This window comes from Clostridium swellfunianum (assembly GCF_023656515.1).
In the GTDB taxonomy this organism is placed as follows: Bacteria; Bacillota; Clostridia; order Clostridiales; family Clostridiaceae; genus Clostridium_AT; species Clostridium_AT swellfunianum.
Genome location: NZ_JAMOFV010000006.1, coordinates 2,877,140 through 2,902,487 on the forward strand (window position 1 = coordinate 2,877,140; position 25,348 = coordinate 2,902,487).

Annotated in this window: 25 protein-coding genes and 1 riboswitch; of the genes, 22 read left to right on the forward strand and 3 right to left on the reverse strand. The window is 34.8% G+C overall.

Translation table 11 applies throughout. The features are described from left to right. The first annotated feature begins 89 nt into the window (after positions 1–89). The 7 genes from NBE98_RS13845 (at position 90) to trxA (ending at position 7,479) form a co-directional block, all read left to right on the forward strand. On the forward strand, positions 90–662 hold the full coding sequence (locus NBE98_RS13845; protein WP_250815560.1) for an RNA polymerase sigma factor: 573 nt from the start codon (positions 90–92) through the stop codon (positions 660–662). Further along, positions 643–1,695 carry a DUF4652 domain-containing protein gene (locus tag NBE98_RS13850; RefSeq protein WP_250815561.1) on the forward strand — a complete coding sequence of 351 codons (1,053 nt, stop codon included), beginning with the start codon at positions 643–645 and terminating at the stop codon, positions 1,693–1,695. Before NBE98_RS13845 ends, NBE98_RS13850 begins: the two co-directional genes overlap by 20 nt. 108 nt (positions 1,696–1,803) lie before the next feature. Next, entirely contained in the window at positions 1,804–3,063 is a 1,260-nt protein-coding gene (locus NBE98_RS13855; RefSeq protein WP_250815563.1) for a tetratricopeptide repeat protein, read from the forward strand. 123 nt (positions 3,064–3,186) lie between these two features. Next, positions 3,187–4,854: an outer membrane protein assembly factor BamB family protein gene (locus NBE98_RS13860; RefSeq protein WP_250815564.1), complete on the forward strand. Its 1,668-nt coding sequence runs from the start codon at positions 3,187–3,189 to the stop codon at positions 4,852–4,854. Between the two features lie 300 nt (positions 4,855–5,154). Beyond that, positions 5,155–5,679, forward strand: coding sequence for an RNA polymerase sigma factor (locus NBE98_RS13865; protein WP_250815565.1), 525 nt, complete (start codon positions 5,155–5,157; stop codon positions 5,677–5,679). Then, the gene (locus NBE98_RS13870; RefSeq protein WP_250815566.1) at positions 5,669–6,979 is read left to right on the forward strand and encodes a DUF4179 domain-containing protein; all 1,311 of its coding nucleotides are present in this window, start codon (positions 5,669–5,671) and stop codon (positions 6,977–6,979) included. The genes NBE98_RS13865 and NBE98_RS13870 overlap by 11 nt, the downstream gene beginning before the upstream one ends. 185 nt (positions 6,980–7,164) lie before the next feature. Further along, positions 7,165–7,479 carry a thioredoxin gene (gene trxA, locus NBE98_RS13875; protein WP_250815567.1) on the forward strand — a complete coding sequence of 105 codons (315 nt, stop codon included), beginning with the start codon at positions 7,165–7,167 and terminating at the stop codon, positions 7,477–7,479. A gap of 42 nt (positions 7,480–7,521) precedes the next feature. Here the strand turns inward: trxA and NBE98_RS13880 are convergent, their stop codons facing one another. Both NBE98_RS13880 and NBE98_RS13885 read right to left on the reverse strand, forming a co-directional pair. After that, the gene (locus NBE98_RS13880; RefSeq protein WP_250815568.1) at positions 7,522–8,046 is read right to left on the reverse strand and encodes a cell wall hydrolase; all 525 of its coding nucleotides are present in this window, start codon (positions 8,044–8,046) and stop codon (positions 7,522–7,524) included. Further along, positions 8,047–8,173, reverse strand: a riboswitch (cyclic di-AMP (ydaO/yuaA leader). Positions 8,174–8,251: 78 nt separating this feature from the next. After that, positions 8,252–9,256 (reverse strand): hypothetical protein, encoded by a 1,005-nt coding sequence (locus NBE98_RS13885; RefSeq protein ID WP_250815570.1) that lies wholly within the window; start codon positions 9,254–9,256, stop codon positions 8,252–8,254. 257 nt (positions 9,257–9,513) lie between these two features. Here NBE98_RS13885 and cdaA point away from each other — a divergent pair, with 257 nt between their 5' ends. From cdaA to glmM, 12 genes are all read left to right on the forward strand, one after another. After that, entirely contained in the window at positions 9,514–10,359 is an 846-nt protein-coding gene (gene cdaA / locus NBE98_RS13890; protein WP_250815571.1) for a diadenylate cyclase CdaA, read from the forward strand. Then, on the forward strand, positions 10,335–11,603 hold the full coding sequence (locus NBE98_RS13895) for a CdaR family protein (protein WP_250815572.1): 1,269 nt from the start codon (positions 10,335–10,337) through the stop codon (positions 11,601–11,603). The genes cdaA and NBE98_RS13895 overlap by 25 nt, the downstream gene beginning before the upstream one ends. A gap of 155 nt (positions 11,604–11,758) precedes the next feature. Further along, complete coding sequence (locus NBE98_RS13900; protein WP_250815573.1) at positions 11,759–13,363, forward strand: NAD(P)/FAD-dependent oxidoreductase; 1,605 nt, start codon at positions 11,759–11,761, stop codon at positions 13,361–13,363. A gap of 99 nt (positions 13,364–13,462) precedes the next feature. Then, a complete protein-coding gene (buk, locus tag NBE98_RS13905) occupies positions 13,463–14,554 on the forward strand; it encodes a butyrate kinase (protein ID WP_250815574.1) in 1,092 nt (363 codons plus the stop codon). A 12-nt stretch (positions 14,555–14,566) separates the two neighbouring features. Beyond that, positions 14,567–15,469, forward strand: a complete 903-nt coding sequence (gene ptb, locus NBE98_RS13910) for a phosphate butyryltransferase (protein WP_250815575.1) — start codon at positions 14,567–14,569, stop codon at positions 15,467–15,469. A 12-nt stretch (positions 15,470–15,481) separates the two neighbouring features. Further along, positions 15,482–16,552 (forward strand): butyrate kinase, encoded by a 1,071-nt coding sequence (gene buk / locus NBE98_RS13915; protein ID WP_250815576.1) that lies wholly within the window; start codon positions 15,482–15,484, stop codon positions 16,550–16,552. Between the two features lie 10 nt (positions 16,553–16,562). Next, positions 16,563–17,228, forward strand: a complete 666-nt coding sequence (locus NBE98_RS13920) for a nucleotide-binding protein (protein ID WP_250815578.1) — start codon at positions 16,563–16,565, stop codon at positions 17,226–17,228. Between the two features lie 36 nt (positions 17,229–17,264). After that, positions 17,265–17,474: a 4Fe-4S dicluster domain-containing protein gene (locus NBE98_RS13925; protein WP_250815579.1), complete on the forward strand. Its 210-nt coding sequence runs from the start codon at positions 17,265–17,267 to the stop codon at positions 17,472–17,474. Positions 17,475–17,496: 22 nt separating this feature from the next. After that, positions 17,497–18,600 (forward strand): 3-methyl-2-oxobutanoate dehydrogenase subunit VorB, encoded by a 1,104-nt coding sequence (locus tag NBE98_RS13930; RefSeq protein ID WP_250815580.1) that lies wholly within the window; start codon positions 17,497–17,499, stop codon positions 18,598–18,600. Next, positions 18,600–19,349: a thiamine pyrophosphate-dependent enzyme gene (locus NBE98_RS13935; RefSeq protein ID WP_250815581.1), complete on the forward strand. Its 750-nt coding sequence runs from the start codon at positions 18,600–18,602 to the stop codon at positions 19,347–19,349. The genes NBE98_RS13930 and NBE98_RS13935 overlap by 1 nt, the downstream gene beginning before the upstream one ends. Before the next feature lies 1 nt (position 19,350). Then, positions 19,351–19,881 carry a 2-oxoacid:ferredoxin oxidoreductase subunit gamma family protein gene (locus NBE98_RS13940; RefSeq protein ID WP_250815582.1) on the forward strand — a complete coding sequence of 177 codons (531 nt, stop codon included), beginning with the start codon at positions 19,351–19,353 and terminating at the stop codon, positions 19,879–19,881. A gap of 112 nt (positions 19,882–19,993) precedes the next feature. Further along, entirely contained in the window at positions 19,994–21,343 is a 1,350-nt protein-coding gene (gene glmM / locus NBE98_RS13945) for a phosphoglucosamine mutase (RefSeq protein WP_250815583.1), read from the forward strand. A gap of 99 nt (positions 21,344–21,442) precedes the next feature. Here glmM and NBE98_RS13950 read toward each other — a convergent pair whose 3' ends face one another. After that, positions 21,443–21,640 (reverse strand): cold-shock protein, encoded by a 198-nt coding sequence (locus tag NBE98_RS13950; protein ID WP_250815584.1) that lies wholly within the window; start codon positions 21,638–21,640, stop codon positions 21,443–21,445. A gap of 240 nt (positions 21,641–21,880) precedes the next feature. On the opposite strand from NBE98_RS13950, the gene NBE98_RS13955 reads away from it, so the two are divergent. From NBE98_RS13955 to NBE98_RS13965, 3 genes are all read left to right on the forward strand, one after another. Next, positions 21,881–23,011 (forward strand): DUF362 domain-containing protein, encoded by a 1,131-nt coding sequence (locus NBE98_RS13955; RefSeq protein WP_250815586.1) that lies wholly within the window; start codon positions 21,881–21,883, stop codon positions 23,009–23,011. A gap of 88 nt (positions 23,012–23,099) precedes the next feature. Beyond that, the gene (locus NBE98_RS13960) at positions 23,100–23,867 is read left to right on the forward strand and encodes a TatD family hydrolase (RefSeq protein ID WP_250815588.1); all 768 of its coding nucleotides are present in this window, start codon (positions 23,100–23,102) and stop codon (positions 23,865–23,867) included. Between the two features lie 378 nt (positions 23,868–24,245). Next, positions 24,246–25,292 (forward strand): resuscitation-promoting factor, encoded by a 1,047-nt coding sequence (locus NBE98_RS13965; RefSeq protein WP_250815589.1) that lies wholly within the window; start codon positions 24,246–24,248, stop codon positions 25,290–25,292. The last annotated feature ends 56 nt before the right edge of the window (positions 25,293–25,348 follow it).

Below are 25,348 nucleotides of genomic sequence, written 5' to 3' on the forward strand. Positions count from 1 at the left end.
GCACTATTTTTTATTTTTTGGTGACTAACATATCTTAGTATCGTATATAATTATAGAATGCATAACGAAATATAAGGATGGTGCTCGAGTTGGACGAGGATTTGAAATTAGTTCAAGAAGTGCTGAAGGGTAATATTGATAATTTCAACATATTGATAAATAAATACGAGTTATCAATATTGAGGTTTGTATATAATTCAGTTAGAGATAGAGAAGCAGCTGAGGATATAACTCAGGAGGTTTTTATTACAGTTTATAATAAGTTGTATTCCTATAATAAGGAATACAAGTTCTCAAACTGGCTTTATCAAATCGCAAAAAATAAGGCTATAGATTATATGAGAAAATATAAAAGAGTTTATGAGGCTAATGTTGAAGAAGTTCAGGAGGTTATTTCAAAGGAGGCTTCTCCAGAGGAAAAAGCAGAATTTAAAGAAACAAAGAGGCTTGTGGAAATTTTTTTAAACACATTAAACGAAATAGATAAGCAAATTATATTACTTAGGTACACAAATGACAACATGACCTTTAGTGATATTGCAGAGGTCTTAAATATGGGTGAATCTGCTGTGAAAAGGCGATACTATAAAGCACGGGAACGCTTTAGAGAATATAGAGCAAGCAGAGAAAGGGGTGTAAGTAATGGATTGCATGGTTTTTAGAAAAAGACTTAACGATTTAGTTGAAGATAATATAGCATACGATCTAAAAGATGCAATGCTTCAGCATATTGTAGAATGTGAAGAATGCAGAACTGTATATGAAGATGAACTTTCACTAGATGCCGCAATTAAAAAAGGACTATCCATTGATTCCAAAGCCTTTAAAAGCTCAAGAACACAAATAATGAAAAGCATAGATAAAAATAAATATGGAACAAGCCCAATGAAAAAATTTATGAATCATCTTAGGAAATATAGAGGTACGTATACATCTATAGCAGCGGTAATTACAGTTGCAATAGTTATAACTCCTTATATAGGTAAAAGTGGTTTAGGATTCACCGCAAAAAAGAGTGAGAATATGTCAAATGCTCAAATAGCATCTAAATCAAGTGAAAGTTTTAAAAATGAAATGTCAACAGCGAAGTCTGCACCAAAAATGCAGTCAAATAGCGTAAAAGGCCAAGCAGAAGCTAAACAAGACACGAGTTTGGCTATTACAAATAGAGATATACCTGAAAGAGCTTTTGAGAAGAAAGCCTTGAACAAAACTTATATGCCTAATTTTAATAATGGTTGGACTGATTCAGTAAATAAAAAGTACTCAGCTACTGTTGAAGGGAGAGGAATATCATCTGAAGATGAGGGGGTGGCAACTATTGTTGTAAAAGAAGCGGTAACAGAGAATCAATGGGCTTTTAACCTACTTAACAATGAGGATCAGCAAAGCAGCCCAAAGTCAGTTTATTGGATTGATGATGAAAAGCTTCTTGTAATTGTAGGCATTGCTCAAGGTCATGCATCTAAGGGAGGCAATTTGTATATGTTAAATACTAATACAGCAGAAACTATTACTGCTGACCCTAAGAATACGGCTAATCTTCAAAATGGCTCAGAAATAATGAGAGTAGTATCTACAAACAAACTGCCCAATAACCAGTTAGAAATTAATATTGAGGTATCTGTATATGATGATGATATACAAAATGAATTTCATGCGGAAAATAGGATAATAATTGTACCAATAAAGTAAAAATGCTTATTTAAACCATTTTTCTTTAAATTACTTGTAGATAAAATCCCTCTTTATCACTATAATAAACTAAGGACATATATTATAGTAGCAAAGAGGGATTATTGCATGGATAGATCAACAAAATTATACACAAAGGCTATCACGTATTATAATGAAGGCTATATAGACAAAGCGTTAGATTACTGTGAAAAAAGTATATCTGATAATATAAAAAATGCATCAGCAATAAATCTAAAAGGGCTGCTTTACTATATTAAGGGTGAACTTGAAAGTGCCCAAGCCTTATGGAAAATGAATTATCAGGTTAATAGAAATGCTGTAGCTAAAAAATATTTGGATGACAGTAGATATGATGAGGACAAAAGACTTTTTTATCATGGTGCTATAAGTTTAATAAAGGAACTTAAGATCAGAGAAGCACTGGCAATGCTTAACAAATGTGAACAGAGTGATTTTAATAGCATAAATGTTAATAACTATATTGCTCTTTGTTATATAAAGCTTGGAGAATACAGTGCTGCTTTGGCTCATATTAACAAAGTATTAAAAATAGATAGGAAGAATAAGAATGCCCTTGATACTAGGAAAGAGCTTGCAGACTTAGGTGTTGTAAAGAGCAGTTTTAAATTAAGATATATATTTGCAGGCGTTTCAGTTATAGTACTTGCATTAGGCATAATAATATCTTTTAAATTTATAAATAAGGATAACAAACTAGTAGACAGAGATAGTATTAAGCAAGATCAGTTGCTTTTGGCTCCTAACGATGTAACTGAAAACAATTCAAACAATCAGGCTAAAGAAGCTAATATTGAAATTAGTAAGCAGCAGGAAGAGGAAAAAAGCCATGAAAGCTTTCCAGAACTTGAAGCTTCAATTGATCTAAGCAGCAAGGATTATGAAAAATTATATGATGTTTATATAAAATGGAGAAACAAGGAACTTACAGATAATCAAAAGTATCTAATGGCTCAGATTAATGAACTTTTAACAGATAGCGGAGTTGAGTATTTTTATAATGCTGCAAGACAAGCAATGTCTTCAAAAAATTATAAAACTGCATTAGAGTATTTGGAAAAAGGTTCAAGGTTTGGAGAAGAGCATTATCTAAATTCACATATCATATACTTACTTGGAGTGAGTAATAAAAATTTAAATGATGTGGAAACTGCTATAAAATATTATAAGAAGTATGATAATAATTATCCTAATGGGGATTATGAGGAATCAGTTCTATATGAACTAGCATTAATATACAAGAACATAGATATTAATGAAGCTAAAAGCTATGCAACAAAGCTTTCGGAACTTTACCCGAAGTCTATGTATAATAATTCAATAGTAAGAGATTTGATGAAAAGATAACAAAAGCTGTTCTGTAGTATTTTAACAGAGCAGCTTTTATTTTGTTAAAATGGTTATAAAATGTTAATTGCTCCATATAGATATAAATGGAAAAAACTCTATATCTATATGGGGGGAATAGGGATGAATGGTAAAGTAAGAAAAGCAATATATCTTTTAACTGTACCAATATTGGTTTCGATAGGGTGTGAAGGCTGCATCAGGAATTCTGCTGCCACATCAAATATTGAAAATAACAAGTTTATAGAGTCTGACTTTGAGCTACAAAGCTTTAATGACTTGAGTGAGCAGGTCTTGGCTTTTAAGCAGAATTATAGAAAAAATATGTTAAACTTTGCGGCGGATACTAGTGCACAAATTTCAAAATATGGGATGAAATTTGTAATTCAAGGACAATCCTTAGAGGGTAGAAGTATTAATTTTAGTAACAACAAGCTGTATTCGGACTTGCCTGGAGTTACAGCTTTTCGAGGTAATAATATGAGAGATGGAGGAAGTTATGGAACGGCTGATATAAAAGAAGGTAAGCTAGAACTTTTGTGGAAGAAAAAGATTGGAGCTATTGATAACTGGACAGGAGTAGGTTGGAATGGACAACCCTCAATTGTGCAGTGGAGCAGAGAAATGATTGACAGTATGAACATTAAGCAGGAAAAGAAGTCTAAGGAGAACTTGAAGGAAGTTATATATGCTACCTTAGATGGTAATGTTTATTTCATAGATTTAGAGGATGGGAAGGATACTAGAGATAAGCTAAATATAGGTGCACCAATAAAAGGAAGTCTAACTGTAGATCCTAGAGGTATACCTCTTTTATATGTAGGACAAGGTATAAACAAAAACGGTAATAGATATGTTGATTTTGCTTATAGAATGTTTAGTCTTACAGATTTTAAAAAACTTTATGAGATTAGAGGTAACGACAGCTTCGCTAAAAGAGATTGGGGAGCTTTTGATTCAACTGCTCTAATAGATAAAAATACAGACTCTATTTTCTTGTGTGGCGAAAATGGTTTGTTCTACTCAGGAAAATTAAATACTAAGTATGAAAATGGTAAGGTGCAAATAAGTCCTGAACTTACGAAATATAGATATGATGTGCCGGGCATGAATAAAAAAGGCATTGAAAACAGTATAGCAATTTACAAGAATTATGGATACTTTGCTGATAATGATGGACTTCTTCAATGTGTAGATATCAATACTTTAACTCCTGTATGGGCTTTAAATGTAGGTGACGATACAGATGGAACTGTAGTTTTAGAAGAGAAAACAGGGACCCTAAGTTTATATACTGCTACAGAAGTAGACCATCAGGGAAATAACGGTTTCAGCTATGCACGTAAAATAGACGCAACTTCTGGCAAGATACTGTGGGAAAATAAATATAGGTGCTCTTATAATGAGGGGGTAAATGGTGGTGCATTAGCCACTCCTCTTGTTGGTAAAAATGACATATCCAACTTGGTTATTTTTAATATAGCAAGGCATCCACAATATAATGAAGGCCTGCTTGTTGCTATAGATAAGGAGAGTGGCAAGGAGATTTGGCGATTAAAACTAAACAATTACTGTTGGAGTTCACCGGTGGCTCTTTATAATAAGGAAGGAAAAAGCTATATAGTTCAATGTGATTCAACAGGAAAGGCTATGCTCATAGAGGGCGTGAGTGGAAAGCTTCTTCACAGCATCGAGCTTGGAGCGAATGTAGAGGGCACTCCTGCAGCTTTTAATGATACTTTGGTTGTTGGAACTAGAGGTGCTGAAATTTTGGGATTTAAGGTTAAGTAAAAAAGTATGATAAGCTTGCATAAAGTAAGCTTATCATACTTTTATTTTTTAGAATATATAAAACATTAATGCAAAACTAAATACCATCAAATAACTATACAATTGGCGAAGAATATAAGAATATATAAATATAAGAATATAAGAATTTTTAAATATAAGAAGTTAAAAATATATATTTTTATATTTATAATTCATTAATGATTAATATAATAAAAAATTAAAAATATGAAACTTTTTAACCTCCTAAAACATCTAACCTATGCAAAACGAAATGCTGCAGCATTTGAAAGAAGGTAAGCTATGAATATAGAAGATTTAGTAAGCAAAAGTAAAAAAGGTGATATTTCTGCATTTATAGAACTGTTGAAGAAAAATCAGGAGCTCTTTTATAAGATTGCTTTTGCTTATACAAAGAATGGTTATGATGCTGAAGATTGTATATCAGAAGCTGCTATAATAGGCTTTGAAAAGCTTACGCACTTAAGGAGGACTGATAAATTTTTTAATTGGTTTACTTCAATACTTATTAATACTTGCAGAAAAAAATATAGAAGCAAAGAGCAGTCAGCATCAGATGAAGAGCTTGGAGAGATAATAGATGAGTTTTCCTATAGTGCGGTGGAAGATAAGATTATTATTGAACATCTGCTCAATACTTTAAAACAGGATGAAAGAGAACTTTTAGTGCTGAGGTATTTAAAAGATTATTCTTTAAATGAAATTGCCTCTATCATGGATATTCCTGTTAATACAGTTAAAACAAAAATATATAGAAGTATTAATATTCTAAGACTAAAGAATAGGGGGATAAACAGTGAGTGTTAATGATATAAAAATGCCGGACAATATAATGGATAATGTGGAAAAGAAATTAAGAACCCATATTAATGCTAAAAAGAAAAGAAGAAACTTGTATGCAGCTTCATTAGCATTAATATTGGCATTAGGTTTGCCTGCTTCAGTATTAGCATATAATAATTATGTTAAAAACGTTCCGTACATCCAAGAGATTGATTTAGCTAGACAGAATAATACCATATCCAAGCTTGATGCAACTTTTAAGTATAAGGATGTTGAATTTAAATTTAAGGAAGCTGTTGCTGATGAAACAGGAATGGTCATTTTGTATGAGGTGTCCGACCCTAAATATTCTATTAAAAGCATGAACTTAAAAGATATAGAAGTACATCCGCCTATCAGTTGGGGCTATTCCTATGCCACAAACGATGAAACACAAAAGGAGAAGGTTTTTCTTACTGAAGTCAGGGGAGATACTTTCATTCATATGAAGGATAATCCAATTACTATTAAAATAGATAAAATCATCAATAGCTCAAAAGATAAAGAAATAGCTGTAGATTGGTCATTAAAAATGCAAGTACCTGTGCAAAGGTCTAAAATTATACCAATAAATAAAGAGTATAAATTAGAACTTGGAACTATGAAGTTAAAAACCTTAAATATAGGTGCGCTTAAGACCTATATTGATTATGAATTTATATCTATTGATAAAAATAAAATTAGCTTTAGTCCTACTTTCGCATATAGAATTGATAATATGAATACTATAATTTCTAGTAATATTTTAGACAATAATACTGGTATGGATTTAACTAATACAGGAGAAGAATTTAAGTCTTTGTATTATTCTACGCCTAAAGAGATAGGCATAACTCTTATTGGTGCCTCGGTTAACTATAAATTTGATGACAGTGAAAAGTATTATATTGATAAGACTAAGCTTCCCATGGAATTTGATTTCAAAGGGGAGAAAGGTCGTGTAGTTTCTATGAATGAAAAGGATGGTTATGTAGAATATATATTTGAGTTTGATAAGTCTAATAGAAACTACTCCTATATAAATTTCATATTTGGAGAGTCCTCACAAAGCTCTACTAATTTTGAGGATATTAAATTTATAAATCAAGATAATATTGATAAACTTTATAAAGAATTATCAAAAAAAATACCTGGTTTTGAGAAGAAGTTTTCTAGCTCTAATTTTAACAAAGGAGCAGTAAATCTTAAAGTTACAGTGCCTGAGAAAGATTCGGGTAGCTTTACAATATTTAATGCTGATAAAGAGATTCTTCTTAACCTTGATGAAATTATTATTAGACCTTAGATTTAGATACTATAATTTCTGAGTGCCACTAGCGCACTCTTTCTTTTTTTAGATAGGAGAAATTTTGTCTGCAAGTAAAATTGACTATAAGCAGTTTTTATGTAATAATTATTTCCAGTATTAATTTAAAAATTAAACAATATAATACAGATGTACCGCTTAAGGTAATAGGAGGGATTAAAGTTATGAAAGAAGTTATGGACAATAATTTTAATGAAGAAATATCAGCAGACAGTGTGCCAGTAGTAGTTGACTTTTGGGCGCCATGGTGTGGACCTTGCAAAATGTTAGGACCAGTTCTAGAAGAACTTGATCAAGAGTATGCCGGAAAGGTTAAGTTTGTAAAGGTAAATGTAGATAATAACCCAGTTACTTCACAGAAATTTAAAGTTTCAAGCATACCAACTGTTATGGTATTTAAAAATGGAGAGACCGTTGATACAATGGTTGGATTTAGACCAAAGGCAGCAGTGAAAGAATTAGTTGATAAACATATTTAAATAAAAAACTCTCAGGATTGATTTCCTGGGAGTTTTTTAGCCTTATTTATTTACTGCAAAGAAGACATGATTTCCTATTGGTTTAATATCCTTCTTCTTAACTTGCTTCATCCAAGTATTAGTAGCAATTTTAGGATTGTAGAAAAAAACTGCATTATTAGTTGGGTCTTTGCCTTTTAGAGCATCCAAAACTGCCTGATAGCTCATTTTGTCTGGAATCACATCTATTTCGCCATTTTTCAAACATGAAAATGCCGCCTTTTGTTTTATAACTTGCTCTATAGTTTTTGGGAAACCAGGAGCTTCTAATCTATTAAGTATAACTGAAGCAACAGCTACTTTGCCATCATAAGGTTCTGAGCGGCTTTCGGCATAAACTATTTGAGCCATCAAATAGACATCGTCTTCAGTGATTCTTATTTCTCTATTTCCTACACTAAATACTTCTATTGAACCAATTTCTTCCTTGTATAGGTCGCAGTCTAATTCCTCCGCTGCTTTAACGGTAGACCAAGGTATTGCTAAAAAAATACATAGCAATATAAAGCTGAATATATACTTTTTCATTAATATCCTCCCTTTTGCCAACGGGGTTAGCTGACGGGTTCGGTAAAGGCATAACCTACATAAAATGATTCACCCCAAAATATTGGTTTCCCCGCGTTATAAATTTAAACTTAGGCTAATGGTATTATTCCACCATTTTTAAAATTAATACAAATTTTGATAAAAAAATGGCATACTATTTATAGTATGCCAGATTATAGTATTACTACTTGTTTGATGATTGTCTAAATTCATTGTAAGCTTTTATAAAGTCGTTATAGTTTTTTGTTATACTACTAAACTTAGAAACTGGTTCTGCATAGAGCTCCTTTAACTTATCCGAACTTAAAGCATTTCCTGCTAGTTTTTCATTGTTAGCCGAATAAACAAAACTTTGAAGGTAATTATCAAAGCTCTCTAAAATATTACTAAATATTTTGTATGAACCTACTGCCTTTGAAGGAACAGTAAGACTTGCAAATTCCTGCTTAATTGAAGAAAGATCATCCCTATTTTTTTCAGCAAGAGCTACAATATTATCTGTATTTCCTTTTGCATCTCTAACTTTAGACATTTCAGCTGAATAATCAATATTTATTGGTGTAAACTTTGCCAATAGGGCGTCTAAACTGTTTATATAATCTTGGTTTTTGCTTTGAGTTATTTCATTGTCTCTGTTTAGTTTAACAAGTTCATTTACATATATGGAAGTATATTCGACGAGCTTGTTTCCGCTATCAGTTAGCCCAACCTTAAAATTCTTTATATTTACTAGAGAGTAATTTTGAACTGCCTTATCTTTATATTTTATAAGGTCCTCTCCTGCCTTCTCCAGGTCTTTTCCGTTTGGGTTTTTAATGATAGCGTCTATTTGCCTAAATATTAGCATATTGTTGCTAATTCCATTAATTAAATTTTCATGATCTTTCTTATACTTATCAGTAGCTGTCATATTATCAAGTAATTCTTTTTGCTTAGATAGCACATCAATTTTAGGTGACAGTTCAGTTCTTGCCTTAACGGAGTCAATTGCTTGTCCGTTTAATAAGGAAGAAACGCTGCTGTTTACCTCATTTATTTTGTCTATTACGGCTTTAACTTCTTTCTCGTAAGAATTTGAGGACTTATTAATAATAAAATAATAAGTACCGTAAAAAACCCCTGAGGCTAAAAGTACAAAGGCTAAAATTCCTATTATAATCATTACTACACTATTATTTTTTTTGTTCAATATTATTTCCCTCCCACTGCATACACTATCCTAAAAGAGTAAATATGAGTTGATATTATATTATTCTAGGCAACAAGTCAAAATTCCTTCTGTAAAATAAATTTTATATTCTTGTGCTTAAATTTGTGCTATATTTTGTTCAACAATACAATATATTGGTGTATAATTGTAAATGGACAATTAATAATAACCTTATGTAAAGTTTTTTTCAATAAATAATTTGTAAAATAAATAACCTGGGAAAAGGAGGGAGAAAGTTGGCAGAGGGTTTAGAAGCATTAATAAATAGTTTGAAGGTGTTGGATGTGTTTTCAATACTGGATATAATTGTGGTATCATACATTTTTTATAAGGGGTATATGCTTATTAAAGAAACAAGAGCGGTTCAGCTTCTAAAAGGAATTTTACTTATACTTCTTCTAATACCTGTAAGCTCTATTCTACATTTGACAATGCTTAAATGGATTGTTGAAAAAACAATAACTATCGGAGTTCTTTCTATTATAATTATATTTCAACCAGAGATAAGAAGAGCATTAGAGCATCTTGGTAGAAGTGCCTTTAACGATATGCATCTCATTGAGGATGATGAGACTATGGAAAAGGTTATAACTGAAGTTGCTGATGCTGTTGAAAGTTTAGCCAAGGAGAAAACAGGTGCTCTTATAGTTATAGAAAATAGAACTGGTCTAGGCGAGGTTATAAGTACAGGGACAAAGCTGGATGCGGCTGTTTCTTCAGCACTGTTACAAAATATATTTGTTGTTAATACTCCTCTTCATGACGGAGCTACTATAATAAGAAATGATAAAATTGTGGCAGCTGGCTGTTTCCTTCCGCTTACAAGCAGCGACAGTATAAGCAAGTCTTTAGGTACAAGGCACAGAGCTGGAATAGGAATATCTGAAAACTCTGATGCACTAACAATAATTGTATCTGAGGAGACGGGTGTTATATCTTTAGCGGTAAATGGGAAGCTAACAAGAAATTACACTAAAGAACGATTGATGGATATATTAATAAGAATTTTAAAGAGCAGGCAGACTAAAAAATTGACCTTTAGGGAGAGGGTGATGGTGTGGATCAAAAAAATACGTGGATAATAAAAATATGTTGCGTAATTGCGGCTTTTTCCCTATGGCTTTATATAATAAACGAAACCAACCCTCAGAAAACTGATAAGATTCAGGTACCCGTTTATTTAACAGGAATAGAAAGCATAGAGCAGCAGCAAAAGCTTAAGATAATTCCACCAGCAGAAGCATATTCTGTGACTCTCAATGTAAAAGGCTCTCCAACAGATATAATGCTTGGAAAAGATCAATTTAGAGTTGAAGCAGACCTAAGCCAATATGCTTTTTCAGTAGGATCTCGTAGTGTACCTGTAAGGTTAGTTAAGCAACCAGCAAATGTTAATGTTTTAAATAGTGAAACACTGTTTGTTAGTGTTACTTTTGATGATTTGATAGTGAAAAGTATGCCAGTAAAGTTAGATATTGCTGGGAAAGTTAAGGATGGGTATTGGGCGATGGCTCAGAATATAACGCCTAGCGAGGTTGAAGTTAGTGGAGCTGCTAAGTTTATTAATCAAGTTACATCTATTTCTGCTAAAGCAGACTTTAAAAGTACTGACAAGGATTTAAACATGAAGCTGCCACTTAAAGCTTTAGATGCAGCTGGAAGAGAAATTAAGGAGGTTACAATTCATCCCGATACGGTTGAATTTATAGTGCCTGTTAAGAAAATAAAGACAGTACCTGTTACTGTTGATACAAAGGGCACCCTGAACAAGGTTTATTCCATGAAGGGAGCTTTATTGCCAACACCAGATAAAATAGATATTGCGGGTGATGAAGCTAGTATAAATGCAGTAAATGCTTTAAAAACAGAACCGATTGATTTAAGTGGATTAACACCAGACAAGGTAGTGATAGCAAAAATTATTGTACCTCAAGGCGTTAGCCTTTTAAACAGCGATGGTACAGTTAAAGTGAAGGCTTCCTTGGATAATGTTATAAGCAAAACCTTCCAAGGTACTATACAGCTGAAAAATGTTAATGATGCATATACAGTGGCTTTGGATAGCTCCAAGGTATCGGTTGAGCTTTCTGGACCCCAAGAATTAATTAGTAATATAAAAAATGAAGATTTTAATTATACTATAGATGCGGCTAGTTTTACCGAAGAAAAAGACTATACTGTAGCCGTTAACTTGAAAATTCCTGATGGTGTTTCAAAGTTATCGCAGAATCCGCAGAGTGTAAAGATTACAGTTAAGAAAAAAGAAACGCAGCCGACAAATACAACTCCGACACAACCTTCAACTACACCAACAAATACACAATGATTTCAATAAGTTAGTTAAGCACTGAGTAATTTACTATTACTCAGTGCTTTCAAGTGAAAGGAGGTTAAAGTCCTAAATGGACTTTAACGAGTAATTTGTGAGCGGAGCGATTGATTTAAATTACTCAGTGTTTCGACTGAAAGGAGAAAATTATCATGCCCATAAGAATAAACAATATAATTTTAGACATAGAAGAAGATATATCAGCTCTAAAGGAGAAGGCAGCAAAAAAACTAAAGATTTCTGCTTCACAACTTACAGAACTAAAAATTTTAAGAGAGGCTGTAGATGCAAGAAAAAAGGATATTATTAAATTTAATTATACTATAGAGGTTGCAGCTTTAGGGGATGAAGCCAAGCTTGTTGAGAGGTTAAACGACAAGGATGTAAGACTTGAATCTGTTAAATACACGGACGAATTTCAGCTTGGAACTAAAAAAATGGATCACAGACCAGTAATTGTGGGGATGGGACCGGCAGGGATGTTTGCCGGTCTTTTAATGGCTAGAAAGGGCTATAAGCCGATAATTATAGAACGTGGTCAAAAAGTGGAAGAGAGAACTTCATCTGTAGACTTGTTCTGGAAGGCTGGAAAGCTTAATACGCAATCAAATGTTCAGTTTGGTGAAGGCGGAGCAGGAACATTTTCAGATGGAAAGCTTACTACAAGAATTAAGGATACAAGATGTGATTATGTGCTTCAAGCTATGGTTAAGGCAGGAGCGCCAGAGGAAATTTTATATATTGGCAAGCCGCATGTAGGAACAGATATTTTAAAGGATGTTGTTAAAAATATAAGAGAAGAAATCATAAGTCTTGGTGGCGACGTAAGATTTAATAGTAGGCTTGAGGATCTGATAATAAAAAATGCAGGACTTTCTGGAATAATAGTTAATGGAGAAGAACTTCCTTGTGAAAATATGATATTGGCAATAGGCCATAGTTCTAGAGATACCTATGAGATTCTTTACAGAAACGGCATAGCTTTGAAGTCAAAACCTTTTGCTATAGGGGTTAGAATAGAGCACCTGCAGAGCTTAATAGACGAAAGTCAGTATGGAAAATTTGCTGGTCATCCAAGACTTAAAGCTGCTGACTACCGTTTAAGCTACTCAAGTGAAAAACTTAATAGATCTATATATAGTTTTTGCATGTGCCCTGGTGGAGAGGTAGTTGCAGCAGCTTCTGAAGAAATGAGACTTGTCACAAATGGTATGAGTTATTATAAAAGAAATTTAGATAATGCTAATTCCGCACTTGTAGTTAATGTTACACCAGAGGATTTTGGAAACGATAATCCGTTGTCAGGTATGGAGTTCCAAAGGCATTACGAGTCCTTAGCATATAATTTAGGCGGTGGTGATTATAAAGCACCAATTCAGCTTGTAGGGGATTTCCTACAGGATAGAGTAAGTTTAAAGCTTGGAAAAATTAAACCTACTTATACACCAGGGTATGAATTTAGAGATTTAAGACAATGCTTGCCAAGTTTCGTTATAGATGCATTAAAAGAGGGATTAATCAACTTTGATTATAAAATAAAAGGATATGGTTCAGGAGATGCGGTGCTTACTGGTGTGGAAACAAGAACCTCAGCACCAGTGAGAATTGAAAGAAACGAAGGCTTCCAAAGTGTATCTCTTAGGGGATTGTATCCAGCAGGAGAAGGAGCTGGATATGCTGGTGGTATTGTTTCTGCTGCTGTAGATGGTTTACGTATTGCTGAAGAAATTATGAAGGAATGGGCACCGACAGAATAATTTTTTGAAGGGTTGAATTTCATTTTAAATCTGATAAAATAGAGGTATAGAAAATAGAATATTTTCAGATAATTGTTAATTCATTTGTTGGGGGAATTTATGAATAAAGAGGGGTATATTCTTGTTATCAATCCAGGTTCTACGTCTACAAAGATAGCGCTATTTAATGACGGGCAGTGTATATCATCAACTAGTTTATCGCACAGCACAGAAGAACTTAAAGAATATGAAAGAATATATGATCAAAAGAATATGAGAACCTCTGTTATCTTGGATTGGCTCAAGATACAGGGGTTATCAGCTGAAGATTTAAAAGCAGTAGTCGGCAGAGGTGGTCTTTTAAGGCCAATGCCAGGTGGAACATACTCTGTTACCGAAGCTATGCTTGAAGATTTGAAGGTTGGATATCAAGGTGAGCATGCTTCAAATCTAGGCGGTATAATAGCCTATGAAATTGCAAACAAAGCAAAGCGACCTGCTTTTATAGTTGATCCGGTTGCAGTAGACGAATTTGAAGAAGTGGCAAGAATTTCAGGCTTGCCCCAGCTTCCAAGACGTTCACTTGTACATGCTCTTAACATCAAGGCTGTTACAAGGAGAGTATGTAGTAAATTAGATAAAAGCTTTGAAGATAGTTCTTTTGTAGTAGCTCACTTAGGTGGTGGAATTTCTATTGCTCCAGTTAAGAATGGAAGAATTATAGATGTGAATAATGCCAATGAGGATGGACCTTTCTCGCCAGAAAGAGCAGGAGGTCTTCCAGTTGGTGAAGTTGTTAAGCTAGCTTATAGCGGCAAATATTCATACAAAGAACTTAAGAAAAAGCTAGTAGGCGAAGCAGGACTTACTGCTTATGTTGGAACCAATGATGGAAGAGTAGTGGATAAGCTAATTGAGGAAGGCTATGCTAAAGCAGAATTAGTATTTAAGGCAATGGCTTATCAAATAGCTAAGGAGATTGCAGCCTACTCAACAGTTTTAATGGGGAAAGTAGATGCTATTATTCTAACAGGGGGATTAGCCTACAATATCAGGCTTATGAGTTGGATAGAGGAGAGAGTTAAATTTATAGCTCCAATAGAACTTGTTCCAGGTGAAGGTGAAATGCAGGCTTTATATGAAGGTGCATTAAGAGTAGTTTCAGGAGAAGAAAGTGCCAAGTTATATGAAAATGAAGTGTTTAAATCGTAGGGGGAAACATTTATGCTTAAAAGTTTTTCGCAAATATTAGATAAAGTAAAGTCAAATGAGCGCAAAAAAATTGCAGTTGCAGCTGCTCAAGATGAACATGTTTTAGAAGCAATTAGAGATGCTATAAATTTAGAAATGGTAGATGCTATACTAGTTGGAGATGAAGAAAAGATCATTCAAATAGCAAATAGTATTAATTTCGATGTAAACGGTTTAGAGATTATCCATGAACCAGATAACAATAAGGCTGCCTTAAAAGCTGTCGAGCTGGTTTCTTCTGGGAAGGCCCATATGGTTATGAAGGGGCTTCTTGAAACAGCTGTAATATTGAAGGCGGTGCTTAATAAAGAAATTGGCCTTAGAACTGGAAGACTTATGTCTCATGTTGCAGTATTTGAGGTTCCAGGCTTTAATAGATTAATATTTGTAACGGATGCAGCACTTAATATGTACCCAGATTTGAAAGCCAAGGTAGATATTATAAACAATGCAGTCAGTGTAGCTCATGCTCTAGATATAGAAATACCTAAGGTAGCTCCTATTTGTGCGGTTGAGGTAGTTAACCCAGACATGCCTGCTACAATTGATGCTTCATTGCTATCAAAGATGAATGAAAGAGGACAAATTAAAGGCTGTATTATTGATGGGCCTTTAGCAACAGATAATGCTTTATCTGAAGAAGCAGCTCATCACAAGAAGATTAACAGTCCTGTAGCAGGAAAAGCAGATGTTCTTCTGCTCCCTAACATTGAAGCTGCTAATGTTATGTACAAAACTCTAACATATACAACTAATTCCAAGAGTGGAGGAATAATTGTAGGAGCTTCAGCTCCAGTAGTATTAACCTCAAGAGCAGACAGTCCAGAATCAAAGCTAAATGCAATTGCACTTGCTGCATTAGTATCCAATAAGTAGGGGGACATATTGATGAATTATAAGCTATTGATAATAAATCCAGGCTCAACCTCAACAAAAATTGGCGTTTACGAGAATGAAATCAAAATCTTAGATGAAACCTTAAGACATTCTTCAGAAGATATTGGTAAATACGGCAGTATCTATGAACAATTTAAATTTAGAAAAGACGTTATACTTGAAGTGTTAAAGAATAACAGTATAGATATAATTACCCTTGATGCTGTAGTTGGAAGAGGCGGTCTGTTAAAGCCGATAGAAGGTGGAACTTACAAGGTTAATGAAGCTATGCTTGAGGATTTAAAGGTTGGAGTTTTAGGCCAACATGCTTCAAATTTAGGTGGAATAATAGCAAACGAGATAGCTAATAGTTTAAACATACCCGCATTTATAGTAGATCCAGTGGTTGTTGATGAAATGGAAGATGAAGCAAGGATTTCAGGAATTCCTGAAATTCAAAGAAAGAGTATATTCCATGCATTGAATCAAAAGGCTGTGGCAAAGAGATATGCAAATGATATTAACAAAAGGTATGAAGATATAAACGTAATAGTAGCTCATATGGGAGGAGGAATATCTGTAGGAGCCCATAAAGCTGGAAGAGTAATAGATGTAAATAATGCCCTTGATGGAGAGGGACCTTTCTCTCCAGAGCGTTCAGGAGGTCTTCCAATTGGAGACTTGGTGAAAATGTGCTTCAGTGGAAAGTATACTCATGATGAGATTAAGAAAATGATAAACGGCAAAGGCGGCTTTGTTGCTCACTACAACACTAATGATGCAAGAATAGTTGCTCAGGCTATGAGGGATGGAGACAAGAAAGCTGAGCTTCTTCTTAAAGCTATGGCATACCAGGTAGCGAAAGAAATAGGAAAATGTGCAGCAGTACTATATGGTAAGGTGGATGCAATACTTTTAACAGGGGGGATTGCCTACGGAAAAGAGATAACTGAATTTATAAAGGAAAGAGTTGAATTTATATCTCAAGTAAAGGTTTACCCTGGAGAAGACGAGCTCTTAGCGCTAGCTCAAGGTGGCCTTAGGGTTTTAAAGGGTGAGGAGACAGCTAAAGAATACAAATAGGCGGTGAGGTATGAGCAGAATAAGAATTTTTACCGGACATTTTGGAAGTGGAAAAACAGAAATATCAATAAACTATGCAATTGAACTGGCAAAGCAGGGTAAAAAAGTTGCTATAGTTGACATAGACATAGTTAATCCTTACTTCTGCGTTAGAGACATAATCGAGCATTTAAATAAGGAGTATGGAATTAGGGTAATATCCTCTAATCCTCATTATTCAAATGCAGAGCTTGCTGTAGTACCATCAGAGGTTATTGCAATATTTAATGACAAGTCCTATGAGGTTGTCATAGATATAGGCGGAGATGAAAATGGGGCTGTGGTGCTTGGACAATACAACAGGTTCTTCAGACAGGAGCCTTATGACATGTATTTTGTAATAAACAACAACAGGCCACAGACTTCAAACCTTAAAGACACGGAGGAGTATATAAGAAATATAGAATACACCTCAAGGCTTAAGGTTACTCACTTAATCGCGAATACAAATATGTCCTATGAAACAACTATAGAAGATGTTTTAAAGGGAGATAAAGAAGTTAGGGAGCTGTCTGAAAAGACAGGTATTCCTTATAAATACACTACAGTAAGAAAAGATTTCATCAATGAATTAGAAGGCAAGATTAGCGGTGAGGTCTTTGGACTAGATATATACATGAAACCACCGTGGAGGTAAACCAATTACTCATTAAAAAAAGATGGAGGGGATTTTATGGCAAGAGTTACGTTCAAAGAAGAGAGATGTAAGGGCTGCGGCAATTGCATCCAAGCCTGTCCAAAGAAAATTATAGCTTTTTCAGATAGGCTAAATAATAAGGGCTATCACCCAGCTGAAGTTACAGAGGATAGGATGAGTCAGTGTATTGGTTGTGTATCTTGTGCAAGAATGTGTCCAGACTGCGTTATAGTTGTTGAAAAGTAGTTCTAATTAGGGGGGAATAGTAATGAGCGAAAAGGTATTAATGAAAGGAAATGAAGCTATAGGCGAAGCTGCTATTAGAGCTAATTGTCAATGCTTCTTTGGTTATCCAATAACGCCTCAAACAGAGGTAGCTGCCTATATGTCAAAAATGATGCCTAAGCTAGGAAGAGTATTTGTTCAAGCTGAAAGCGAAGTGGCTGCTATAAACATGGTTTACGGTGCAGCAGGAAGTGGAGTTAGAGTATTAACTTCTTCTTCAAGCCCAGGAATAAGCTTAAAGGCAGAAGGAATCTCCTACATCGCTGGCGCAGAGCTTCCTTGCGTTATTATAAACATAGTTAGAGGAGGCCCAGGACTTGGTGGAATTCAGCCTGCTCAGTCAGACTATTTCCAAGCTACAAAGGGTGGAGCTCACGGAGACTTCCAGATGCCAGTCTATGCACCTGCATCAATTCAGGAAATGGTTGATTTAGTACAGGAAGCCTTTGATGTAGCAGATATGTATAGAACTCCATGCATGGTTATGGGAGACGGTATGCTAGGTCAGATGATGGAGCCAGTTGAGTTCAAGGAAAGAACTCAAAGACAGCTTCCAGAAAAAGATTGGGCTGCTGACGGCTTAAAGGGAAGAAAGAAGCACAATGTTATAAACTCCTTATTCTTAAAGCCAGAAGAATTAGAAAAACACAACTTAAAGCTTCAGGCAAAGTATGCTGAAATAAAGAAGAACGAAGTTAAGTATGAATTATATAACTGTGAGGAAGAGTGCGATTTAATAATAGTTGCTTACGGTACAACTTCAAGAATCTGTAAGAACGTTGTTAAGATGGCTAAGGAAAATGGCATAAAGCTTGGACTTATAAGACCAATAACTCTATGGCCATTCCCAGCAGAAGCTTTTGATAAGACAATAGCTAACACAAAGCTTGGTTATATAGCTGTTGAAATGAGTATGGGTCAGATGGTTGAAGATGTAAGACTTTCTGTAAACGGAAGAAAGCCAGTACACTTCTATGGAAGATCTGGTGGAATGGTTCCACACCCAGAAGAGATATTAAACAAGATAAAAGAGATAGTTGGCTTCAATGAAGAAGTTAATAATGAAGTTGCAGGGGGAGTAAAATAATGGCTATTGTATTTCAACCACCACAAGCGTTATTAGATGTTCCTACTCATTACTGCCCAGGATGTACTCATGGAGTAATTCACAGACTTATTGCCGAGGTAATAGATGAACTAGGGATTTTAGATAAAACTATAGGAGTTGCACCAGTAGGCTGCTCAGTTTTAGCTTACGACTACTTTGCCTGCGACATGTTCCAGGCAGCTCACGGTAGAGCTCCAGCAGTTGCTACAGGAATTAAGAGATCACACCCAGACAGCGTAGTATTCACATATCAGGGTGATGGAGACCTTGCTGCTATAGGAACAGCTGAAATAGTTCACGCTGCAACAAGAGGAGAAAATATAGTTACTATATTCGTTAACAACTGTATTTATGGTATGACTGGTGGACAAATGGCTCCAACAACACTTCCAGGCCAAGTTACTGAAACTTCACCTTATGGAAGAGATGTTAAGAGAGAAGGTCATCCAATCAGAGTATCAGAAATGCTTGCTACATTAGATGGAGCTACCTATATTGAAAGAGTTTCAGTAGACAGTGTTCCAAATGTTATAAAAGCTAAAAAAGCAATAAAGAAGGCTTTTGAAAATCAGATGGCTGGCAATGGATTCTCGCTTGTTGAAGTTCTTTCAATCTGTCCAACCAACTGGGGCTTATCCACTGAAGAATCCTTCACGTGGTTAAAGGAAAACATGATACCGTACTATCCATTAGGTGTTAAGAAGGATGTAACAGGGGGTGCCAAGTAATATGAAAGCACAAGAAATATTATTTGCAGGCTTCGGAGGACAAGGAATACTTTCCATGGGAAAATTCCTTGCTTATGCTGGTATGGATGCAGGACTTAATGTTTCCTGGCTCCCATCCTATGGACCAGAGATGAGAGGAGGAACTGCAAACTGCTCTGTTATTCTTTCAGAGGAAGCTGTTGGTTCTCCAATAGTTAATGAATCAACAACACTAGTTGTTATGAACAGACCTTCTTTAGATAAATTTGAACATGCTATAAAGCCTAATGGCCTTTTAATAGTAGACAGCGATTTAGTTAACAGACTGCCAGAGAGAAAAGATATAGAGATTATAAGTATTCCAGCTCAAACAATAGCTGAAGAAATAGGAAGCAAAACCATAGCTAACATGGTGCTTTTAGGAGCTTTAGTTGCTAAGACAGGCATTGTATCTATGGAGGAACTCTTAAATGCTTTGAAGGAGCACGGAAAAGCAAAGTTCTATGAAGCTAATAAAAAAGCACTTGAAAAAGGTGCAGAATATACTGCTTAGATTAAAAAAGTAGCAACTATAATTGCTACTTTTTTACATTGTAATGAAATAGCAGGTGTTATATAATTATTCTGTATATTTATGTCAAACAGGAAAAGCGAGGGTTATTGTAATGGGTAGAATATTCGGAACGGATGGCGTTAGAGGAATAGCAAATAGTGAGCTTACTGCACAGCTTGCCTACAATTTAGGAAGAGCAGGAGCTTTTGTGTTAACTGAAGGAGCTCATAAGCCAAAGATACTGGTTGGAATGGACACAAGAATTTCAGGAGATATGCTTGAATCAGCACTTATAGCTGGAATACTTTCTGTTGGAGCAGAGGCTGTAAGCTTAGGAGTAGTTCCAACACCAGCAGTTGCACACTTAACTAGAAAATATAAAGCGGATGCAGGAGTAGTTATATCAGCTTCTCATAATCCAGTTGAATATAACGGAATAAAATTCTTCAATTCACAGGGTTATAAGTTATCTGATGAATTAGAAGACAGAATACAAGCTGTAATTGAAAACGGCTTTGTGGGAGTACCTCAGCCAACTGGTGCAGATTTAGGAAGAAAAGTAGTAGAAGAAGCAGCTTTAGAGCATTATGTTGAGTTTGCAAAATCAACAATTGATGTTAATTTCAAAGGGATGAAAATCGCTTTAGACTGTGCTAACGGCGCAAGCTATGAGTCTGCTGTTGAAACCTTTAGAAGTCTTGGCGCTGAAGTTGTTGTTATAAATAATGATCCAGATGGAATAAACATTAACAAGAACTGCGGTTCTACACACCCAGAAGAACTTATGGAGTATGTAGTTAAAAAAGGTTGCGATTTAGGTCTTGCTTTTGACGGTGATGCAGACAGATGTCTTGCTGTTGATGAAAAGGGAAACCTTGTACATGGTGACTTCATGCTTGCAATTTGCAGCAAATACCTAAAGGGGCAAGGAAAACTCAATAAGGACGTTGTAGTTGTAACAGTAATGAGTAATCTTGGACTAGATATAGCTTTAGCTAAAGAGGGCATAACACCTGTTAAAACCAAGGTTGGAGACAGATATGTTCTAGAAGAGATGGTCAAAGAAGGGTATGTGCTTGGTGGAGAGCAATCAGGTCATGTAATATTTCTTGAGCACAATACGACAGGTGATGGTCTTGTAACAGGACTTCAATTAGCAGCAATAGTTAAAAAGACAGGTGAAAAGCTTTCAAACCTTGCTTCTATGATGAAGGAGCTTCCACAGGTATTAGTTAATGCTAAGATTCCAAATGAAATGAAAAACATACATGAAACAGACTTAGAAATAGCAAACGAGATTAAAAAAATGGAAGAAAGACTTAATGGAGTTGGAAGAGTCCTAATAAGACCTTCAGGAACAGAACCTCTGTTAAGAGTTATGCTTGAAGGTGAGAATCAATCAGAAATCGATGAAATGGCTCATTCATTAGCGAAGATGATTGAAGAAAAAGCAAATAGTTAAGATAAAAGACCGCCGTGGAGAGGCGGTCTTTTCGCATCGCAGAAGCTTTATTAATATCATCTATTAACAAACCAATGTGGTATTTGTGCTTCCTATTTATTATAGTGGTTTTACGTTGATTGCTTGATCTCCCTTTTGTCCTTGTGTTAAATCAAAGGAAACCTTGTCACCTTCGTTAAGTGTCTTGAAGCCATTTGATTCTATTCCTGAATAGTGAACAAATACGTCTTTTCCTTCTTCAGTTGTGATAAAACCAAAACCCTTTTGTGAATTAAACCATTTTACTGTTCCTTGCATTTAAGTAAACCTCCTAAATATATAAAAAAACTGAATATAATAGATTATTAAATTTTAACCTATTAATAGTATATATTTTGCCAAATTACTTAAATTTTATTCAGTATAAATATACTTAGTGATATAATATATTTTATGATATTTTAGTATTACTAAAGTTATAAATAGATTTTAATAAGAAGTTTGATAGAGCGAGCAGTGATAAACTGCTTTGAGCTTAATTTGATGGGAGGATAACATATGGAAAAATCAAAAGTTTATTTCACTAATTTAAGAACTAAGCCAGGTGTTAATTTATTGGACAAGGTTGAAAAACTTATTAAAAGAGCTGGCATAGCAGACATCGATTTTAAAAATAAGTTTGTAGCTATAAAAATTCACTTTGGGGAGCCAGGAAACCTTGCATACATAAGGCCTAATTATGCTGCAAGAATAGTTAAAGTTATTAAGGAATTAGGTGGGGTACCATTTTTAACAGATTCAAACACTTTGTATTCTGGAAGAAGAGCGAATGCGCTTGACCATTTGGAAGCTGCTTATGGAAATGGGTTCAATCCACTAGCTGTAGGCTGCCATGTTATAATAGCTGATGGACTTAAGGGAACAGACTTTAGAGAAGTAGAAATAAATAAGAAGCACTGCAAAACTGCAAAAATAGGCACTGCCATTGCAGATGCTGATATAGTAATATCAATGAACCACTTTAAGGGCCATGAGATGACTGGTTTTGGAGGAGCGCTTAAAAATCTTGGTATGGGTTCAGGCTCAAGAGGTGGAAAGCTTGAAATGCACTCAGCTTCAAAGCCTAAAATTGATGTAGAAAATTGTGTGAGTTGTGGTCAGTGTATCAAAAATTGTGCACAGGATGCTATAGAATTAAACGAAAATAGAAAAGCTGTTATTGCTTATGACAAGTGTGTTGGCTGCGGTCAATGTGTGGCTGTTTGCCAGTTTGATGCAGCTCAGGTAATATGGAATGAAGCAGCTGATACTGCAAATGAAAAGATAGCTGAGTATACTCATGCAGTTATTAATGGAAAGCCAAATTTTCATATTAATTTCATAATGAACGTATCTCCAAACTGTGATTGTTGGGACAGCAACGATGTGCCAATAGTTCCAGACTTAGGAATTATGGCTTCCTTTGACCCGGTTGCACTTGACAGGGCATCAATTGACGCTGTTAATGCAGCTCCAGTAACAGGTGGAAGTCTTTTAGAGGAGAGAGTATGTGAATGCGAAGACCATGAGCATAAACATGGAGATAAGATTCATCACATTCATCCCAATACAGATTGGAGAGTCAGCTTAAACTACGCTGAAGAAATTGGTCTTGGAAATCAAGATTATGAACTAGTAGTTATTAAATAGTTTAGACTAAATAATCAAGCATAGGTTATAATGTAGTGTGTGCTAAAAATTTTTAGTACACACTATTTTTATTTTTGAGGTGATATAAATGTTAAAAATTTTCGATTCACATGCTCATTATGATGATGAATCTTTTAATGAAGATAGAGAACAGGTTATAAAGGAGCTTAAGGAAAATGGAATTGTAGGAGTGCTCAATTGTGGCGCATCATTTGAGGGGGCAAGAACTTCTGTAGCGCTTGCTGATAAATATGATATTTTTTATGCTGCTGTTGGAATTCATCCAGAAAATGCTTTGGAATTTAATCAAAATGTTTTAGAAGAACTAAGAGATATGGCTAAAAATAAAAGGGTTAGAGCTATTGGTGAAATAGGACTTGATTATTATTATGAGGAAAATCCACCAAGAGAGGTTCAAAAGAGCGTGTTTAGAGCACAGATGAAGCTTGCCGAAGAGCTCAACCTTCCTGTAGTAATACACGATAGGGATGCTCATGAAGATACCTTAAATATACTAAAGGAGTTTCCTAAGGTTAAGGGGGTGCTGCACTGCTTTTCTGGTAGCGTAGAATTTGCTAGAGAATGTTTAAAACTTGGATACAATATAGGTTTTACAGGAGTTGTTACTTTTAAAAATGCAAAGAAACTTGTTGAGGTTGCTAAAGAAGTGCCTTTAGACAGAATGCTGGTAGAAACAGACTGCCCTTACATGGCTCCAACACCTTTTAGAGGAAAAAGAAACAGATCTGATTATATAAACTATATTATAGAAAAAATAGCTAAAATTAAGGCAGTATCTGAAGAAGAAATATCTAAAGCAACAATAAATAATACAAAGTTAATGCTAAAATTATAATAAAAAATTAGACACGGTGACGTGTCTATTATTTTTTGTCTATGTAAGTGATTAAAACTTGGACAATTGGCATATAATTAAACATATTACAAATTTTGGTGAAAATATATAATTTTATATTCCTGTTGTTTTTTATTTTAACAAAGCCTCTTTATAGACTGTAAATTAAAATAGCCGCAATCATTATTTTTTATACTTTATGCATATTACTGCATTTAAGGGATAGCTGCAAGGTTAACTTAGCTTTCCTAATACCAAGTAGAATATTACGCGGTATAGCTAAATAGGATAGCAAGAGTTATTTTGCGGAAACCAAACAGTCTAAAATAAAGCTTTAACAGTGGAAATAAGCTGTTTTTGCGTAAGGAGGTAGCCAAGATGGATAAATTGAAAAAAGCTTTTGAGCGCTATTTTTCAATCGGTCCCAAGGCAGCATTTATTGTAGTGCTTATATTAATAGGAAGTACTGTGGGGGTAAATGCAGCCAAAAAGACTATCGTAGTAGCAATAGATGGAAAGGAAACAAAAATTGTTACCTTTAGAAAGACCTTTAAGAATGTATTAGAGGCAAACGACATAGTCTTAGGACCAAAGGACAAGACAATGCCGAGCATTGACACAGTTGTAAAAAAAATCGACAGATTAGACATTAAAAGAGCTATACCTGTTGAAGTTGCCGTAGATGGTCAGAATATTGAAGTCTTAACAACTGAGGATACTGTAGACAAAATGTTAGAGGAAGAGGGGATAGAGGTTAGAAACTCAGATAGAGTTTTGCCTTCAAGAACCGTACCAGTAGAGAATGGTTTAAAAGTTTCTATAACAAGAATTGATGAAAGAGTTATAAAGGTTAGCGAGTCTATTGACTTTGCAACTGTAGTCCAAAAGGATGAAGAAGCTCTTAATACAGTAACCAAAGTACTTCAAAATGGCCAACAGGGCGAGAAAGTTATAACTACTAAAGTTCTATATGAGGATGGAAAAGAAGTAGCAAGAGAAGTAGTAAATGAAGCTGTTGAAAAAGAGCCTATTAAAAAAATAGTTTCTGTAGGCACATTAGCTGCTATTAAAGTATCCCGTGGAGGCAGTATTAATGATGTTGTTTATAGGAAAGCTCTTAGAATGCAGGCCACTGCATACACAGCTGACTATGCTAGTACAGGCAAGAGACCTGGTGATAAAGGCTTTGGAATAACCGCAACAGGCACAACAGCAAAAAGAAATCCAAATGGGTATAGCACAATAGCAGTAGATCCAAGAGTTATTCCGCTGGGTACTAAACTATATGTTGAAGGGTATGGTTATGCTATCGCAGAGGATACTGGGGGAGCTATTAAAGGAAATATCATAGATATATTCCTGAATTCAAATTCAGAATGTATTAAATGGGGAAGACGGTATGTGAATGTGTACGTCTTAAAGTGATACATAGGAGCTAACTGCTCCTTATTTTTTTGCCTTGACATTTTATGCCGCTTATA

What these genes read in the sequence shown, in the direction of transcription:
- NBE98_RS13850 (WP_250815561.1), top strand. Translation starts at nt 643, where the DNA reads ATGGATTGCATGGTTTTTAGAAAAAGACTTAACGATTTAGTTGAAGAT.
- NBE98_RS13855 (WP_250815563.1), top strand. Translation starts at nt 1,804, where the DNA reads ATGGATAGATCAACAAAATTATACACAAAGGCTATCACGTATTATAAT.
- NBE98_RS13860 (WP_250815564.1), top strand. Translation starts at nt 3,187, where the DNA reads ATGAATGGTAAAGTAAGAAAAGCAATATATCTTTTAACTGTACCAATA.
- NBE98_RS13865 (WP_250815565.1), top strand. Translation starts at nt 5,155, where the DNA reads ATGAATATAGAAGATTTAGTAAGCAAAAGTAAAAAAGGTGATATTTCT.
- trxA (WP_250815567.1), top strand. Translation starts at nt 7,165, where the DNA reads ATGAAAGAAGTTATGGACAATAATTTTAATGAAGAAATATCAGCAGAC.
- NBE98_RS13880 (WP_250815568.1), bottom strand. Translation starts at nt 8,046, where the DNA reads ATGAAAAAGTATATATTCAGCTTTATATTGCTATGTATTTTTTTAGCA.
- NBE98_RS13900 (WP_250815573.1), top strand. Translation starts at nt 11,759, where the DNA reads ATGCCCATAAGAATAAACAATATAATTTTAGACATAGAAGAAGATATA.
- buk (WP_250815574.1), top strand. Translation starts at nt 13,463, where the DNA reads ATGAATAAAGAGGGGTATATTCTTGTTATCAATCCAGGTTCTACGTCT.
- ptb (WP_250815575.1), top strand. Translation starts at nt 14,567, where the DNA reads ATGCTTAAAAGTTTTTCGCAAATATTAGATAAAGTAAAGTCAAATGAG.
- buk (WP_250815576.1), top strand. Translation starts at nt 15,482, where the DNA reads ATGAATTATAAGCTATTGATAATAAATCCAGGCTCAACCTCAACAAAA.
- NBE98_RS13920 (WP_250815578.1), top strand. Translation starts at nt 16,563, where the DNA reads ATGAGCAGAATAAGAATTTTTACCGGACATTTTGGAAGTGGAAAAACA.
- NBE98_RS13925 (WP_250815579.1), top strand. Translation starts at nt 17,265, where the DNA reads ATGGCAAGAGTTACGTTCAAAGAAGAGAGATGTAAGGGCTGCGGCAAT.
- NBE98_RS13930 (WP_250815580.1), top strand. Translation starts at nt 17,497, where the DNA reads ATGAGCGAAAAGGTATTAATGAAAGGAAATGAAGCTATAGGCGAAGCT.
- NBE98_RS13935 (WP_250815581.1), top strand. Translation starts at nt 18,600, where the DNA reads ATGGCTATTGTATTTCAACCACCACAAGCGTTATTAGATGTTCCTACT.
- NBE98_RS13940 (WP_250815582.1), top strand. Translation starts at nt 19,351, where the DNA reads ATGAAAGCACAAGAAATATTATTTGCAGGCTTCGGAGGACAAGGAATA.
- glmM (WP_250815583.1), top strand. Translation starts at nt 19,994, where the DNA reads ATGGGTAGAATATTCGGAACGGATGGCGTTAGAGGAATAGCAAATAGT.
- NBE98_RS13950 (WP_250815584.1), bottom strand. Translation starts at nt 21,640, where the DNA reads ATGCAAGGAACAGTAAAATGGTTTAATTCACAAAAGGGTTTTGGTTTT.
- NBE98_RS13955 (WP_250815586.1), top strand. Translation starts at nt 21,881, where the DNA reads ATGGAAAAATCAAAAGTTTATTTCACTAATTTAAGAACTAAGCCAGGT.
- NBE98_RS13960 (WP_250815588.1), top strand. Translation starts at nt 23,100, where the DNA reads ATGTTAAAAATTTTCGATTCACATGCTCATTATGATGATGAATCTTTT.
- NBE98_RS13965 (WP_250815589.1), top strand. Translation starts at nt 24,246, where the DNA reads ATGGATAAATTGAAAAAAGCTTTTGAGCGCTATTTTTCAATCGGTCCC.